Source organism: Streptomyces sp. NPDC016469, from assembly GCF_040632905.1.
Classification (GTDB): Bacteria; Actinomycetota; Actinomycetes; order Streptomycetales; family Streptomycetaceae; genus Streptomyces.
The window spans coordinates 1-15,937 of sequence record NZ_JBEYCQ010000048.1; the positions used below are offsets into that span (position 1 = coordinate 1).

At 70.9% G+C, this 15,937-nt stretch carries 11 protein-coding genes; 8 read left to right on the forward strand and 3 right to left on the reverse strand.

The features are described from left to right. Positions 1-486: 486 nt before the first annotated feature. On the reverse strand, positions 487-1,893 hold the full coding sequence (locus ABZ565_RS33170; RefSeq protein ID WP_361035368.1) for a glycerophosphoryl diester phosphodiesterase membrane domain-containing protein: 1,407 nt from the start codon (positions 1,891-1,893) through the stop codon (positions 487-489). A 140-nt stretch (positions 1,894-2,033) separates the two neighbouring features. Here ABZ565_RS33170 and mtnA point away from each other — a divergent pair, with 140 nt between their 5' ends. The 7 genes from mtnA to ABZ565_RS33205 all read left to right on the forward strand — a co-directional run bounded on the left by mtnA (position 2,034) and on the right by ABZ565_RS33205 (position 10,539). Beyond that, complete coding sequence (gene mtnA, locus ABZ565_RS33175) at positions 2,034-3,179, forward strand: S-methyl-5-thioribose-1-phosphate isomerase (protein WP_361035371.1); 1,146 nt, start codon at positions 2,034-2,036, stop codon at positions 3,177-3,179. Positions 3,180-3,183: 4 nt separating this feature from the next. Then, the gene (gene mtrA, locus ABZ565_RS33180) at positions 3,184-3,873 is read left to right on the forward strand and encodes a two-component system response regulator MtrA (RefSeq protein ID WP_005316841.1); all 690 of its coding nucleotides are present in this window, start codon (positions 3,184-3,186) and stop codon (positions 3,871-3,873) included. A gap of 1 nt (position 3,874) precedes the next feature. After that, complete coding sequence (mtrB, locus tag ABZ565_RS33185; protein ID WP_361035374.1) at positions 3,875-5,917, forward strand: MtrAB system histidine kinase MtrB; 2,043 nt, start codon at positions 3,875-3,877, stop codon at positions 5,915-5,917. Between the two features lie 85 nt (positions 5,918-6,002). Further along, positions 6,003-7,772, forward strand: a complete 1,770-nt coding sequence (locus ABZ565_RS33190; protein ID WP_361035417.1) for an LpqB family beta-propeller domain-containing protein — start codon at positions 6,003-6,005, stop codon at positions 7,770-7,772. Positions 7,773-7,839: 67 nt separating this feature from the next. Then, positions 7,840-8,586: a ComF family protein gene (locus ABZ565_RS33195; protein WP_361035377.1), complete on the forward strand. Its 747-nt coding sequence runs from the start codon at positions 7,840-7,842 to the stop codon at positions 8,584-8,586. 322 nt (positions 8,587-8,908) lie between these two features. After that, on the forward strand, positions 8,909-9,598 hold the full coding sequence (gene raiA, locus ABZ565_RS33200; RefSeq protein WP_361035379.1) for a ribosome-associated translation inhibitor RaiA: 690 nt from the start codon (positions 8,909-8,911) through the stop codon (positions 9,596-9,598). Positions 9,599-9,783: 185 nt separating this feature from the next. Then, positions 9,784-10,539, forward strand: a complete 756-nt coding sequence (locus ABZ565_RS33205; protein ID WP_361035382.1) for a response regulator transcription factor — start codon at positions 9,784-9,786, stop codon at positions 10,537-10,539. 30 nt (positions 10,540-10,569) lie between these two features. On the opposite strand, the gene ABZ565_RS33210 is transcribed toward ABZ565_RS33205, so the two are convergent. Together ABZ565_RS33210 and ABZ565_RS33215 are read right to left on the reverse strand one after the other, a co-directional pair. Continuing rightward, positions 10,570-11,745 carry a crosslink repair DNA glycosylase YcaQ family protein gene (locus ABZ565_RS33210; RefSeq protein WP_361035385.1) on the reverse strand — a complete coding sequence of 392 codons (1,176 nt, stop codon included), beginning with the start codon at positions 11,743-11,745 and terminating at the stop codon, positions 10,570-10,572. 10 nt (positions 11,746-11,755) lie between these two features. Continuing rightward, positions 11,756-12,346, reverse strand: coding sequence for a GNAT family N-acetyltransferase (locus ABZ565_RS33215; protein ID WP_361035420.1), 591 nt, complete (start codon positions 12,344-12,346; stop codon positions 11,756-11,758). A gap of 251 nt (positions 12,347-12,597) precedes the next feature. Between ABZ565_RS33215 and secA the strand changes: the two genes are divergently transcribed. Continuing rightward, entirely contained in the window at positions 12,598-15,420 is a 2,823-nt protein-coding gene (gene secA, locus ABZ565_RS33220) for a preprotein translocase subunit SecA (protein WP_361035388.1), read from the forward strand. Positions 15,421-15,937: the final 517 nt, after the last annotated feature.

Genomic DNA, 15,937 nt, shown 5'->3' on the forward strand with positions numbered 1-15,937 from the left:
GGTACTGCAGGGGGGACCCTGTGGGAGAGTAGGACGCCGCCGAACAATCATTGTGGGAAAGCCCCGTGCCATTGGCACGGGGCTTTTCTGCGTTTACGTGAGGATTCCGGCGCCGTGGTCCGTTGTGTCCTCGGGCTCCTGTGTGACGGGGACATGGCACTGGGGAGCTCGGTAAGTCGGCTGTCGGGGGTCGCCGATCTGCCAGGCGGGGCACACGGAGACCAGTCAGCACGGCGCCTCGTGCCGGCTCCGTCGTGCGCGCGAGAGCGTCGAGTAACCCAGGTGGGACAAGTACGGCCTTTGTGTCCCGTGGTGGTCGGTATTGCGTCCGTCAGGGCCATGCGGCGCTCGAAGACGCGCTGTTCGGTCAGGGCGTCCAGCGACGCCGCTGGGTTTCTCCAGGACAAACAGAACGGACCGGGGCGCATGCACGCCCCGGCCCGTCACTGGCCGGTCTCGATGGCATCGGCCATGGGCCCGACGGTGTCAGTGCCTGTCGTCGAAGCCGGGCAGACCCGCTGCCCTGGCCAGGTCGAGGTCGAGCGCTTCGCGACGGATGCGCTGGTCCACGTAGAGAAGGGCCATGACTCCGGCGGAGAGCGGATACGTGAGCGTGGTGGCGACCACGTCACCGATGGCGGTGACGATCAGGAACGGCCATCCGAACTCGGTGGCTTCCCCGGAAAGGAAGGCGCTCAGGCTGCCGTCGTCCACGCCCACCGCCACGAGGCCGAAGGGAATGCCGATCACCACCCCCATGATGAGCATCACCAGCCAGGTCAGGGCGAGGATGCCGAACGTCCGCCACCAGGCGCCACGGACCAGCTTCGCGGACCGGCGCATGGCGGCGGCCACCGGCTGCCGCTCCAGCATCAGCGCGGGGGCGGCCAGGCTGAAGCGGACCGAGAGCCAGAGGAAGACGGCTGTCGCGGCGAGCAATCCGAGGAAGGCGAGGCCCGCTCCCGCCGCGTCGCCGATCAGGAACCCCGGGAGGAGGCCGGCCGTCATGATGGCTCCGCCCATGACGGCGAGCAGGAGGGTCAGGCCCAGCAGGGGGAGCAGCCTGGGGCGGGCCTCGGCCCAGGCTTCGGACAGCGTGACCTGGCGGCCCAGCACCGAGCGGCTGATCACCACAGTCACCACCGACGTGGTGAAGATCGTGGCCAGCATCGAGATGAGCAGGGGCGGGGCGAGATCGAGGAGGCTGTAGCGGAGCGACTCGGTGGCCTGGCGCAGCGCCTCGGAGCCGGTGGCGTCGCTGTCGACCGACGGAGGGTCGGGCAGCACAGTGCGCTGGATGAGGAGGATGGCGGCCTGGGCGATCACGGAGACCGCGAGCGTGATGCCGAGGACCGTGCGCCAGTGGGCGCGCATGGTGGAGACGGCGCCGTCGAGGATCTCGCCGATGCCGAGCGGCCGGAGCGGGATCACTCCGGGCTTCGCCGCAGGCGGCGGGCCGCCCCACCCGGATCCCGGCGGCGGTGCGTTCCAGCCGGGGCCGGGGCCGAGGCCGTGTGCCGGGGTGCTCCAGCCCGGACGGGGCGGCGGGGCGGCGGGGCGGGTCCCGGTGGGGCTCGGAGGGGACCACTGGCCGGCAGGCGGTTGCTGGGCGGCCCAGGTCGCCGAAGGGGCGGAGTCGTCGGCCGGTTCGGAAGGGCGGGGGATGGCCGTCTCGGGGCGGTCCGCCTCCCGGTCGGCCGTTTCCCGGCCGTCGGTCTCCCGACGGTCTGCTTCCTGATCTGCCGCTTCCTGATCTGCCATTTCCGGACCAGCTGTTTCCCGGGTTGCCGTTTCCCGGCCGGCCGGCTCCCGGTGGTCCGCGTCGCGGTTGTTCGTTTGCTGGTCGTCGGAGGGGGCGGATCCGGGCGAGGCCCAGCCCGGAGTGTCGTTCATTGTCGCTCCTTCGCGGTCCTGTCCGCGCGTCGCGGCGTCAGGCTGGCAGCCATCGTGTCACGCGTCGAGGCCGTCCGGGCCTGGCCCTGTGACCGGCTCGTGCCTTCAGGTCCGGGCGGGTCACCGGGCAGACTGGACGGATGGCTGATCAGGACGCGCAATCGCCGGTGGGCAGCGAGCCCACCGGGCTGCCCTCAATTCGCTGGGACGAACCTCCGGAAGGCCCCGTGCTGGTGCTCCTCGACCAGAGGCGGCTGCCCGCGGAGGAGACGGAGCTGGTGTGCACCGACGTGCCGGCTCTGGTGGACGCGATCAGGACGCTCGCGGTGCGGGGTGCCCCCCTGCTGGGCATCGCCGGCGCCTACGGTGTGGCCCTGGCCGCGGTACGGGGCTATGACGTCGCGGAGGCCACCGGGCTCCTGGAGCGGGCGCGGCCCACCGCTGTGAACCTGGGGTACGGCGTGCGCCGGGCCGCTGCGGCCTACTGGGCGGCGCTCGACAAGGGGGCCGGTCAGGAGCGGGCGGGGGCTGCCGCGCTGGCGGAGGCCCGGGCGCTGCACCGGGAGGACGCCGAGGCCAGCGGGCGGATGGCCCTGTACGGGCTCGCCCTGCTGGACGAGCTGGTTCCGGGCGGGAGCCACCGGCTGCTGACCCACTGCAACACGGGGGCGCTCGTCTCCGGGGGCGAGGGCACCGCCTTCGCGGTGGCGCTCGGGGCCCACCGGGAGGGCCGGCTGAGGCGGCTGTGGGTGGACGAGACCCGTCCGCTGTTGCAGGGCGCCCGGCTGACCGCGTACGAGGCGGCGCGCAACGGCATGCCGTACACCCTGCTCACGGACAACGCGGCGGGGTCGCTGTTCGCGGCGGGGGAGGTGGATGCCGTGCTGATCGGGGCGGACCGCATCGCCGCGGACGGGTCGGTGGCCAACAAGGTGGGGAGCTATCCGCTGGCGGTGCTCGCCAAGTACCACCACGTACCGTTCATCGTCGTGGCGCCGACGACAACCGTGGATCTGCTCACCGCGGACGGGGCATCCATTACCGTGGAACAGCGTTCCGGGCGGGAAGTGACGGAGCTCACGGTCCCGCCGCGCGGGGCGGGGGACGAGGAGGCGGGCGGAGTGCTCGTCGCCCCTGTGGGGACTCAGTCGTACAACCCCGCCTTCGATGTCACGCCGCCGGAGCTGGTCACGGCGATCGTCACGGAAGAGGGCGTAATCTCGCCGGTCACGGGGGCCGGGCTGGCAGAGCTGTGTGCCAGATCATCGCAGGTAACGATTAGCTAATGGGATGATGTCGTTTATGAAGGGACGCGTCCTTGTCGTCGACGACGACACCGCACTGGCCGAGATGCTCGGGATTGTGCTGCGTGGTGAGGGTTTCGAACCGTCGTTCGTAGCGGACGGCGACAAGGCACTTGCTGCATTTCGAGAGGCGAAGCCGGACCTGGTCCTGCTCGACCTCATGCTGCCCGGCAGGGACGGCATCGAGGTCTGCAGGCTGATCAGGGCCGAGTCGGGTGTGCCGATCGTCATGCTCACTGCCAAGAGCGACACGGTTGACGTGGTGGTGGGCCTGGAGTCCGGGGCCGACGACTACATCGTCAAGCCGTTCAAACCGAAGGAGTTGGTCGCCCGGATCAGGGCACGTCTGCGCAGGTCCGAAGAGCCGGCCCCGGAACAGCTGACCATCGGGGACCTGGTCATAGACGTCGCGGGGCACTCGGTGAAGCGGGACGGGCAGTCCATCGCCCTGACCCCGCTGGAGTTCGACCTGCTGGTCGCGCTCGCGCGCAAGCCATGGCAGGTCTTCACCCGTGAGGTGCTCCTGGAGCAGGTCTGGGGTTACCGGCACGCTGCGGACACCCGTCTGGTCAACGTGCATGTGCAGCGGCTCCGCTCCAAGGTCGAGAAGGACCCGGAGCGGCCGGAGATCGTCGTGACCGTCCGAGGCGTCGGTTATAAGGCCGGACCGAGCTGACATGTCCCTGGGTAGCACTGCTCCGAAGCCCGGGGAGCCGGGAGTCCGTGCGGAGCGGGCTGCCGGTTCAGGGCACACCTCGTCTCCCGTCGAGCGCTTCCTGCAGGGCGGCCGGTTGTTCCAGGACCGGGCGCCCGGCGGGCCGGTGCCGCGTCTGCTGATGCGCTGGGTGCGGCGCCCGCTGCTGCCCGCCGTCCGGCTGTGGCGGCGCAACCTCCAGCTGCGGGTCGTCGCGGGCACGCTGCTGATGTCGCTCGGAGTGGTGCTGCTGCTCGGCCTCGTCGTGATCGGGCAGGTGCGCAACGGCCTGCTCGACGCGAAGGGCAAGGCGGCCCAGACACAGGCCGCGGGCGGGTTCGCGGCCGCCCAGGAGAAGGCCAACGCGCCCCTCACCCCCGTCGCCGGCCAGGGCGACGACGCGGCGGACGGCACGACCGAGAACAACTCCTGGCGCACCGAACTCGTCGACCAGCTGGCCAGTGGCGGCAAGAACGCCTTCAACGTGGTGGCGCTCAGTGCTGACGAGGGAGCCCGTGCGCCCCGCGGTTCGGGGAACGTCGAGGCGGCGAGCATTCCGCAGAGCCTGCGGGACGCGGTGAACAAGGGCCCCGGCGCCTTCCAGACGTACGCGCTGATCCAGTACGAGAACGGGCAGGAGTCCCAGCCCGGCCTCATCGTCGGCAAGCGCCTCTACGACATCGACCGCGACCCGTACCAGCTGTACTACGTCTTCCCGCTCACGCAGGAGGAGAAGTCCCTGAACCTGGTCAAGGGCACGCTGGCGACCGCCGGCCTGTTCGTGGTGGTGCTGCTGGGCGCCATCGCATGGTTCGTGGTGCGCCAGGTCGTCACCCCCGTACGCATGGCCGCGGGCATCGCCGAGCGGCTCTCCGCCGGCCGGCTCCAGGAACGGATGAAGGTCACCGGCGAGGACGACATCGCCCGGCTCGGCGAGGCGTTCAACAAGATGGCGCAGAGCCTCCAGCTGAAGATCCAGCAACTGGAGGAGCTGTCCCGGATGCAGCGGCGGTTCGTCTCGGACGTCTCGCACGAGCTGCGTACGCCCCTGACGACGGTACGGATGGCCGCCGACGTCATCCACGAGGCGCGCGTCGACTTCGACCCCATCACGGCCCGGTCCGCCGAGCTGCTGGGCGACCAGCTCGACCGCTTCGAGTCGCTGCTCTCGGACCTGCTGGAGATCAGCCGCTTCGACGCCGGCGCCGCCGCGCTGGAGGCGGAGCCGATAGACCTGCGGCAGGTGGTACGCCGGGTGATCGGCGGCGCCGAGCCGCTCGCCGAGCGCAAGGGCACCCGGATCCGGGTCGTCGGCGACGAGCAGCCGGTGATCGCCGAGGCCGACGCGCGACGCGTCGAGCGGGTCCTGCGCAACCTCGTCGTCAACGCAGTCGAGCACGGTGAAGGGCGCGATGTGGTCGTCCGCATGGGCGCGGCCGGCGGGGCGGTCGCCGTCGCCGTCCGGGACTACGGCGTGGGGCTGAAGCCCGGCGAGGCGACCCGGGTCTTCAACCGCTTCTGGCGGGCCGACCCGGCCCGGGCCCGGACCACCGGCGGCACCGGCCTGGGCCTGTCCATCGCCGTGGAGGACGCGCGGCTGCACGGCGGCTGGCTCCAGGCGTGGGGCGAGCCCGGCGGCGGGTCCCAGTTCCGGCTGACGCTGCCGCGTACGGCGGACGAGCCGCTGCGGGGCTCGCCGATACCACTGGAGCCGGAGGACTCGCGGCGCAACCGGGAGAGCCGGGAGCAGGCCGAGGGCGTCTCCGCTGCGGACACCTCCACCACGGGCGGCGGGCACCGGCTGCTGGCCGTGCCCTCGCAGCACGCCGGTACGGGCCGCGCGCCGCTGCCGGTCCCGGGCCGGGCCGCGGTGCCTGCCAGGACCACGCCCGCGTCGGTGCATCCAGCGGCCCTGCCGGGCAACGGGGCGCGGGTGGTGCCGCGTCCCTCGGAGGAGCGGCAGGCCGGTCACAACGACTCTCCGGGGCGCGAACCGGGGCGGGAGGACACGATCCGTGAGGACTGAGCGTCGTCAGGGCGGCCGTGGGCGTGTGCTGGGGGTGACCGTGCTGGTCGGGTGCGGCGCGCTCGTGCTGTCGGCGTGCGGCTCGATGCCCGTGTCCGGGGACGTCAAGGCCGTCGACGCCTCGCAGCCCGGCGACTCCCAGGTGCAGGTGTACGCGGTCGCCCCACGGGACGGCGCCACCCCGAACGAGGTGGTGGACGGCTTCCTGGAGTCGATGACCAGCGACGACTCCGACTTCCGGACGACGCGCAAGTACCTCACCAAGGAGGCCTCGCGGCGGTGGAAGCCGAGCGCGGAGACCACCGTGCTGGCCAAGGCGCCGAACCGGAGCGACCGCCCGGTCCACGACCACGACCGCAGCACGACCGAGGTCAGCTACACCCTGACCGGGGAGCAGGTGGCGACGGTCGACGCGCAGCACGCGTACCAGCCGCTCGTGCCGACGGACTACTCCCGCACGGTCCACCTGGTGCGGGAGAAGACGCCGGAGGGCAAGGAATGGCGCATCGACTCCGTGTCGGACGGCCTGGTGCTCGGCCAGTCGGACTTCAAGCGGCTGTACCGCTCGGTCAATAAGTACTACTTCGCGACCGGGCGGTCCGACGCGGAGGCCAACCTCGTCGCCGACCCCGTCTACCTCCGCAACCGGACCGACCCCGCGACCGGGATGGACACGGTGACGCAGGCGGTCCGCAGCCTTCTGCGGGGCCCGACGGACTGGCTGCGGCCGGTCGTCGCCTCGCGTTTCCCCAAGGGGACGGACCTCAGGAAGGGGGTCGCCTCGCTGACGCCGGACGACCGCAACGTCCTGAAGGTCCCGCTCAACAAGAACGCGGACGGGACCGGGCAGCGGGTCTGCCGGATGATGGCCTCGCAGGTCCTCTTCACCCTCCGGGACCTGACGTCCGCGCGTGTCGAGCAGGTGGAGTTGCAGCGTTCCGACGGTTCGCCGCTGTGCGTGCTCGACGCGGACCAGGCCGAGGAGTACGCCCCCGACGGTTCCTCGGGCGGACCCGACAGCCAGTACTTCGTCGACGCCAAGGGCCGGGTGGAGCGCATCCCGGGCAGCACCAGGGGCAGCGGCGAGCCGGAGTCGGTGGCCGGCCCCTTCGGCGACGGCGCTCTGAAGGTGAGCGCGGTCGGCGTGGCCCGGGACGAGCAGTCGGCGGCGGCGCTCTCCCAGCACAACGAGTCGCTCTACGTGGCCTCCATCGCCGTGGACGGCGAGCTGCCCGTACCGGCCGTGACGAGCAAGGCGGCCGACCCCGCGGACCGGCTGACGGCGCCCAGCTGGGACGGCCGGGGCGATCTGTGGGTCGCCGACCGCGACCCGGAGGACTCCAGGCTGCTGAGGCTGCCCCACGGCACCGACAAGCCGCAGGAAGTGACCGTGCCGAGCCTGGGCGGCAGCCGCATCGCCGGGCTGCGGCTCTCCTCGGACGGGGTGCGCATAGCGCTGCTGCTGACGAAGGACGGTCACACGACGCTGAAGATCGGCCGGATCGAACGGCTCGGCCCGCAGGACGACGCCCGGGTGTCCGTGGTCGACCTGCGCCAGGCGGCGCCACAGTTCGCGGAGGTCACGGCGGTGTCCTGGGCCGGCCGCAGCCGCCTCGTGGTGGTCGGCAAGGAGCAGGGCGGCGTGCAGCAGGTCCGCTACGTGCAGGCGGACGGCTCGACCCCTTCCTCGGGCGTCCTGCCCGGGGTGAACCAGGTGCTGGCCATCGCCGCCGCCGACGACGAGCAGCTGCCGCTGATGGCGGACACGTTCGGCGACGGGATAGTGAAGCTGCTCCCCGGGGACAACTGGCAGACGGTCCTCAAGGAGGGCTCGGCGCTGGTCTACCCGGGCTGACACCGCCGCCCGGCCGGGGTTTTCCACAGGGGTGGCCCGCCGGCTCCCCGAGGGGCACAGTTGAGGTGTGCGGGGGTGGTGGCGGGAGGTCAGCGGGCTCGTTCTTCCGGTGGCCTGCGGCGGCTGCGGCAGGGCGAGGACGGAGCTGTGCGAGGCGTGCGGCGCGCAGGTGCACAGCGGGGCGCCGCGCCGGGTGCGGCCCTCGCCGGAGCCGCCCGGGCTGCCCGTGGTGCACGCCGCCGCCGGATACGAGGGCGCGGCGCGGGCGGTCCTGCTGGCCCACAAGGAGCGTGGCGTGCTCGCGATGGCGCGTCCCCTCGGCCGGGCCCTGGCGGGTGCGGTACGGGCCGGAGCGGGCCGGGATCCGGACGGCCGGCCGCTGCTGCTCGTACCGGTGCCTTCCGCGCGCCGGGCTGTCGCGGCGCGCGGGCATGACCCGGCGCGCCGGATCGCGCTGGCGGCGGCCGCCCAGTTGCGGCGGGCGGGCGTCCCGGCGACCGTGGCCGCGGTGCTGCGGCCGCGGCGGGCGGTGGCCGACCAGTCGGGGCTGACCGCGACGGAGCGCCGGGCCAACCTGGCCGGTGCGCTGGAGGTGGCGGCTGGTGGTGGGCGGCTGCTCACCACCGGACGGGTGGTGCTGGTGGACGACCTGCTCACCACGGGGGCCACGCTGGCCGAGGCGGCCCGGGCGCTCGACGCCGCCCGTGGGCTCGTGGAGCCCGGCGTACGCGACGCGGCCGTGGTGGCGGCTTCCCCGTCGGCCTTCGACGCAGCATGTCCCGTCGGCCGCGAAATAAACCGGAACTGCAAATGAACTTGCATCGTTGCAGGTAGTGAGTGGGCAAAGAGACCTGAACGGAGGTACGCGCGAGTAGCGGGTGCCGACAACCGTCCGAGCAGGCTATGTTCGGTGGTGAGGAATGGTGAATGCCGGCCCTCGACGAATGCACCGTCAGGTTTCGGGCAGGCGACCCATCAGTGGTTCGGAAACCGGAAATCCGGTGGGATGGAAACCCGGCCGGCTGGGGAGGAGGAGGTGGAAGTCACCGAGTCCGCGGTCCCGGCCATCACCGGGGCCTGGTGCAAAAGGGAGATGCTCCGCCGCCGAGCGGAGCGATCCGGGAACGGAGTTCTGCGTGGACATCGTCGTCAAGGGCCGCAAGACCGAGGTGCCCGAGCGGTTCCGCAAGCACGTGGCCGAGAAGCTGAAGCTGGACAAGATCCAGAAGTTCGACGGCAAGGTGATCAGCCTCGACGTGGAGGTGTCCAAGGAGCCGAACCCTCGTCAGGCAGACCGCTCCGACCGGGTGGAGATCACCCTCCGCTCGCGTGGACCGGTCATCAGGGCAGAAGCGGCCGCAGGCGACCCGTACGCAGCGCTGGACCTGGCCACCGGAAAGCTGGAGGCCCGGCTGCGCAAGCAGCACGACAAGCGCTACAGCCGCCGGGGCACGGGACGCATCCCCGCCGCCGAGGTCGGAGAGATGGTGCCGGACGCGGCATCCTTCAACGGTGACGGCGAGCTGATTCCCGACGAGACGGCACAGTCCGTACCCACCACCAGGATCGGTTCGCTCGAGGTGCAGGGCGAAGGACCGCTGGTGATGCGCGAGAAGACGCACGTCGCGGCGCCCATGTCGCTCGACCAGGCCCTCTACGAGATGGAACTGGTCGGACACGACTTCTATCTGTTCGTGGACAACGAGACGAAGGAACCCAGTGTCGTCTACCGACGGCACGCCTACGACTACGGTGTCATTCACCTGAGGACCGATCCGCTGGCCGCCGACGAGGCGGGCGGCGCGGGCGGCGCGCTCGGCGGCTGACGCCACCATCGAGTGGTGCCCCTGGAGCGTCCGTGCGCCCCCAGGGGCACCCGTCTGTCGCCAAGTCATCACCGCACTGACGTCCCGGCATGAAATCATGGCGGTCCAAGCCAATCGGTGCTCTGTGAACTGCCGTTGGCGGACCGTGCGTGAATTTCAGGCCGTGGCCTTCAGGGGGAGGAACGATGGCGGACACCTTCGGGCCCGTGCGCGACGCGAGTGAGGCCGACCATGCCGCACGCGGCCTCGGCGGCGCGGACCGGGACGGCGGCTCCCGCAAAGAGCCCATCCGGGTCCTGGTGGTCGACGACCACGCGCTCTTCCGCAGAGGTCTGGAGATCGTCCTCGCGCACGAGGAGGACATCGAGGTCGTCGGCGAGGCCGGGGACGGTGCCGAGGCGGTCGACAAGGCGGCGGACCTGCTCCCGGACATCGTGCTGATGGATGTCCGCATGCCCCGGCGCGGCGGAATCGAAGCCTGCACGTCCATCAAGGAAGTGGCCCCCAGCGCGAAGATCATCATGTTGACGATCAGCGACGAGGAAGCCGATCTCTACGAGGCGATCAAGGCCGGGGCGACGGGCTATCTCCTCAAGGAGATCTCCACGGACGAGGTGTCCACCGCGATTCGCGCCGTCGCCGACGGACAGTCCCAGATCAGCCCGTCCATGGCGTCGAAACTGCTCACCGAGTTCAAGTCGATGATCCAGCGCACCGACGAACGCCGACTGGTACCGGCGCCCCGGCTCACCGAACGGGAACTGGAAGTCCTCAAACTGGTCGCCACCGGCATGAACAATCGCGATATCGCGAAAGAACTGTTCATTTCCGAGAACACCGTGAAGAACCACGTCCGCAACATTCTGGAGAAGCTCCAGCTCCACTCCCGGATGGAAGCGGTCGTCTACGCCATGCGGGAGAAGATCCTGGAGATCCGGTGAACCGGCCCGACGGCCGGCGCACCGGGCGCGTCAGGCCAGGAGACGGCCGATCTCCGCCGAGAGCGGACCGCGCAGCTCCGGAGCTTCCACCCGCTCCAGCCGGACATCAGTGCAGCCGACCCAGGAAGCCGCCTCCACCAGGGCCTGAGCCATCGGTGCCACGGCCTTCGCGCCCGCCAGGGACACCTGCCGGGCGATCAGTGTCGTCCCCTCGCGGGCCGGGTCGACGCGGCCCTGAAGCCGCCCGCCGGCCAGCAGCGGCATCGCGAAATAGCCGTGGACCCGCTTCTGCTTGGGCACGTACGCCTCAAGGCGGTGGGTGAAACCGAAGATCCGCTCGGTCCGTGCCCGCTCCCAGACCAGCGAGTCGAACGGCGAGAGAAGCGTCGTCCGGTGCCGGCCCCGTGGCTCGGAGGCCAGCGCCGCCGGGTCCGCCCAGGCCGGCTTCGACCAGCCCGCCACGGTCACCGGCACCAGTCCGGAGTCCGCCACCACGGCGTCGAACTGCTCGCCCTTGAGGCGGTGGTAGTCGGCGATGTCCGCCCGGGTGCCCACGCCCAGCGACTGCCCGGCGAGCGCCACGAGCCGGCGCAGGCATTCCGCGTCGTCCAGGTCGTCGTGCAGCACGGTGTCCGGCAGCGCGCGCTCCGCGAGGTCGTAGACGCGCTTCCAGCCGCGCCGCTCGGTGCACACCACCTCGCCGTACATCAGCGCCCGTTCGACGGCGACCTTCGAGGCGGACCAGTCCCACCACTCGCCGCCGTTCTTCGCGCCGCCCAGCTCCGTCGCCGTCAGCGGGCCCTCGGCGGTCAACTGCTTGATGACGGTGTCGTACGCGCCGTCCGGCAGGTCGTGGGACCACTGCGGCCGGGCCCGGTAGGCGCGCCGCCGGAACGCGAAGTGCGGCCACTCCTCGACGGGCAGGATGCACGCCGCGTGCGACCAGTACTCGAAGGCCCGGCCACCCGACCAGTACGCCTCCTCGACGGTGCGCCGCCCGATCGCGCCGAGGCGCGCGTACGGGATGAGCTCGTGCGAACGGGCCAGCACCGAGATCGTGTCCAGCTGTACGGCGCCGAGGTGGCGCAGCACCCCGGGGACCCCCGACCGGCGGTCCGGTGCGCCCAGGAAACCCTGGGCCCGCAGGGCTATCCTGCGGGCCTGGTCGGCGGAGAGTTCGACTGCGGGTGGCTGCACAGACGTCATGCCCCGCACTCTAGGGGGCGGTACTGACATCGCTCGCGGGAACGTAGGCGGCGGTGCCCGGCAGGCCGAGGTCCGCGGGGATCAGCGCACCCGCCCACGTATCCCGGCGCACGCCCTTGTTGAGCAGCCCCGAGCGCTGCTCACCCTCCATGTGGAAGCCCGCACGCAGGGCGACGGCCCGCGAGGGGACGTTGCCGACCTCCGCACGCCACTCCAGCCGGTCGCAGCCGAGCGTGGTGAAGGACCAGCGGGCGGCGCACAGGACGGCCTCGGTCATGTAGCCCCGGCCGCGCCGCTCCTCGGCGGTCCAGAAGCCGATCTCGTACGTCCCCGAGAGGGTCCGCCGGGTGACGCCGAGCGCGCCCGTCAGCGCCCCGTCCTCACGGGTGCGCACCGCGAAGTTGTACATCGAGCCGTCCCGCCAGCCGTCGGGAGAAAGGCGCTCGGTGAAGAACTCCGCGTCCGAGCGCGTGTACGGAGAGGGGACGACCGTCCAGCGCTGGATGTCCGGGTCCTGGCACGCCTCGTACACCGCGTCGGTGTCGTCCGGGGTGAAGGGGCGCAGCAGCAGGCGGTCGGTGGTGAGGGTGATCGGTGCCAAGGGTTCCATGAAGGGATTCTGGTGAGGGGCCGGTGAGGACGCGAGTACTTTTCGTGGTTCCCCGGCACCTTAGGTGCCCTTCGTCCGTTGACTCTGAAGGGCACCGCGGGGACAACGCGGTGGCAGCCCTCCCGGCGCGGCGGGGTCCTCGCTTACGATGACCGTTGCGGTGGGGCCCACCTGCCGTGCCCGTGCCCGAGTCCATCACACGACCCAGTGCCCAGGCCCGACCGGCAAGGAGACCAGCCTCAGTGTCCGTCTTCAACAAGCTCATGCGTGCAGGCGAAGGCAAGATCCTGCGCAAACTGCACCGCATCGCGGACCAGGTCAGCTCCATCGAAGAGGACTTCGTCAACCTCTCCGACGCCGAGCTGCGGGCGCTCACCGACGAGTACAAGGAACGGTACGCGGACGGCGAGAGCCTGGACGACCTGCTTCCCGAGGCGTTCGCCACCGTCCGCGAGGCGGCCAAGCGCGTTCTCGGCCAGCGCCACTACGACGTCCAGATCATGGGCGGCGCCGCGCTGCACCTCGGATATGTGGCCGAGATGAAGACCGGTGAGGGCAAGACCCTCGTCGGCACGCTGCCCGCGTACCTGAACGCCCTGTCCGGCGACGGCGTCCACCTGATCACGGTGAACGACTACCTGGCCTCGCGCGACTCCGAGATGATGGGCCGGGTCCACAAGTTCCTCGGCCTCAGCGTCGGCTGCATCATCGCGAACATGACGCCGGCCCAGCGCCGCGAGCAGTACGCCTGTGACATCACGTACGGCACGAACAATGAGTTCGGGTTCGACTACCTCCGCGACAACATGGCGTGGTCGAAGGACGAGCTGGTCCAGCGCGGCCACAACTTCGCGATCGTGGACGAGGTCGACTCGATCCTGGTGGACGAGGCCCGTACGCCGCTGATCATCTCCGGACCGGCCGACCAGGCCACCAAGTGGTACGGCGACTTCGCCAAGCTGGTCACGCGCCTCACCAAGGGCGAGGCGGGCAACCCGCTCAAGGGCATCGAGGAGACCGGCGACTACGAGGTCGACGAGAAGAAGCGGACCGTGGCGATCCACGAGTCCGGCGTCTCCAAGGTCGAGGACTGGCTCGGCATCGACAACCTGTACGAGTCGGTGAACACCCCCCTCGTCGGGTACCTCAACAACGCCATCAAGGCCAAGGAACTCTTCAAGAAGGACAAGGACTACGTCGTCATCGACGGCGAAGTCATGATCGTCGACGAGCACACCGGCCGTATCCTCGCCGGCCGCCGCTACAACGAGGGCATGCACCAGGCGATCGAGGCGAAGGAAGGGGTGGACATCAAGGACGAGAACCAGACGCTCGCCACGATCACCCTGCAGAACTTCTTCCGCCTCTACGGCAAGCTCTCCGGCATGACCGGTACGGCGATGACCGAGGCCGCCGAGTTCCACCAGATCTACAAGCTGGGCGTCGTGCCGATCCCGACGAACCGGCCGATGCAGCGCGCCGACCAGTCGGACCTGATCTACCGCACCGAGGTCGCCAAGTTCGCCGCCGTCGTGGACGACATCGCCGAGAAGCACGAGAAGGGGCAGCCGATCCTCGTCGGCACGACCTCCGTCGAGAAGTCGGAGTACCTCTCGCAGCAGCTCTCCAAGCGCGGTGTCCAGCACGAGGTGCTCAACGCCAAGCAGCACGACCGGGAGGCGACGATCGTCGCCCAGGCCGGCCGCAAGGGCGCGGTGACCGTCGCGACGAACATGGCCGGTCGAGGCACCGACATCAAGCTCGGAGGCAACCCGGACGACCTCGCCGAGGCGGAGCTGCGGCAGCGCGGTCTGGACCCCGTCGAGCACGCCGAGGAGTGGGCCGCCGCCCTTCCCGCCGCGCTGGAGAAGGCCGAGGAGTCCGTGCGGGCGGAGTTCGAGGAAGTAAAGGAGCTCGGCGGGCTGTACGTGCTGGGCACCGAGCGCCACGAGTCGCGCCGTATCGACAACCAGCTGCGCGGTCGTTCCGGCCGTCAGGGCGACCCGGGCGAGTCCCGCTTCTACCTGTCGCTCGGTGACGACCTGATGCGGCTGTTCAAGGCGCAGATGGTCGAGCGCGTCATGTCGATGGCCAACGTGCCGGACGATGTGCCGATCGAGAACAAGATGGTCACGCGGGCCATCGCGTCCGCGCAGTCGCAGGTCGAGCAGCAGAACTTCGAGACGCGCAAGAACGTCCTGAAGTACGACGAGGTGCTCAACCGGCAGCGCGAGGTCATCTACGGTGAGCGGCGCCGGGTCCTGGAGGGCGAGGACCTCCAGGAGCAGATCCGCCACTTCATGGACGACACGATCGACGACTACATCCGCCAGGAGACGGCGGAGGGCTTCGCCGAGGAGTGGGACCTCGACCGGCTGTGGGGCGCGTTCAAGCAGCTCTATCCGGTGAAGGTCACCGTCGCCGAGCTGGAGGAGACCGCGGGGGATCTCGCCGGGGTCACTGCGGAGTTCATCGCCGAGTCGGTCAAGGAAGACATCCACGAGCAGTACGACGAGCGCGAGAAGACGCTCGGCTCCGAGATCATGCGCGAGCTGGAGCGGCGCGTGGTGCTGTCCGTTCTGGACCGCAAGTGGCGTGAACACCTCTACGAGATGGACTACCTCCAGGAGGGCATCGGCCTGCGGGCCATGGCTCAGAAGGACCCGCTGGTCGAGTACCAGCGTGAGGGCTTCGACATGTTCAACGCCATGATGGAGGGCATCAAGGAGGAGTCCGTCGGCTACCTGTTCAACCTGGAGGTCCAGGTCGAGCAGCAGGTCGAGGAGGTGCCGGTGGCGGACGCGGCGACCTCGCTGTCCAAGGAGGACGCGGTGCCGGCCGGGCGGCCGGAGATCCGGGCCAAGGGGCTGGATGCTCCGCAGCGGCCGGATCGGCTGCACTTCTCCGCTCCCACGGTTGACGGGGAGGGCGGGGTTGTCGAGGGCGACTTCGCGAATGTGGACGGTGGGTCGGGGTCCGGGGCCGGTGCGGGGTCGGACGGGCTTACTCGGGCGGAGCGGCGTAAGGCGCAGAAGTCTTCGGGGGGGCGGCGGCGTAAGAAGTAGCTTGCGCTGACGTTGTGGGTTGTGGCTGGGCCGGGCACCGGGTGGTGTCCGGCCCGGTTGTGTTTGGTGGGGCGGGGTGGGCGGTGCGGGTGCGTTGCGCCTGCGGCGGGCCTGTTCCCCTACCCGCCCCTTCCCGAAACCGGGGCGCTGCCCCGGGCCCCGCGCTTCGAACGCCGGCGGGGGTGGGGTGCGGGGTGGGGCTGGGTGGGGTGCGCGCCGCGGTGGGTTTCGGGGCTCCGCCCCTGGCCCCGCGCCTCAAGCGCCGGCGGGGCCGGGGCGGGGCTGGGTGGGGTGCGCGCCGCGGTGGGTTTCGGGGCTCCGCCCTTGGCCCCGCGCCTCGAACGCCGGCGGGGTGGGGTGTGCGCCGCGGTGGGTTTCGGGGCGCTGCCCCTGGCCCCGCGCCTCGAACGCCGGCGGGGGTGGGGCCGGGGCGGAGGTGGGGAGGCCCGTGCGCGGGCTTGCGCTGCCTTGTACGGGCCTTCCCCGGCCTTCCCGGCCCCTGTACCCCTTCCCGGCC

What these genes read in the sequence shown, in the direction of transcription:
- ABZ565_RS33170 (WP_361035368.1), bottom strand. Translation starts at nt 1,893, where the DNA reads ATGAACGACACTCCGGGCTGGGCCTCGCCCGGATCCGCCCCCTCCGAC.
- mtnA (WP_361035371.1), top strand. Translation starts at nt 2,034, where the DNA reads ATGGCTGATCAGGACGCGCAATCGCCGGTGGGCAGCGAGCCCACCGGG.
- mtrA (WP_005316841.1), top strand. Translation starts at nt 3,184, where the DNA reads ATGATGTCGTTTATGAAGGGACGCGTCCTTGTCGTCGACGACGACACC.
- mtrB (WP_361035374.1), top strand. Translation starts at nt 3,875, where the DNA reads ATGTCCCTGGGTAGCACTGCTCCGAAGCCCGGGGAGCCGGGAGTCCGT.
- ABZ565_RS33190 (WP_361035417.1), top strand. Translation starts at nt 6,003, where the DNA reads ATGCCCGTGTCCGGGGACGTCAAGGCCGTCGACGCCTCGCAGCCCGGC.
- ABZ565_RS33205 (WP_361035382.1), top strand. Translation starts at nt 9,784, where the DNA reads ATGGCGGACACCTTCGGGCCCGTGCGCGACGCGAGTGAGGCCGACCAT.
- ABZ565_RS33210 (WP_361035385.1), bottom strand. Translation starts at nt 11,745, where the DNA reads ATGACGTCTGTGCAGCCACCCGCAGTCGAACTCTCCGCCGACCAGGCC.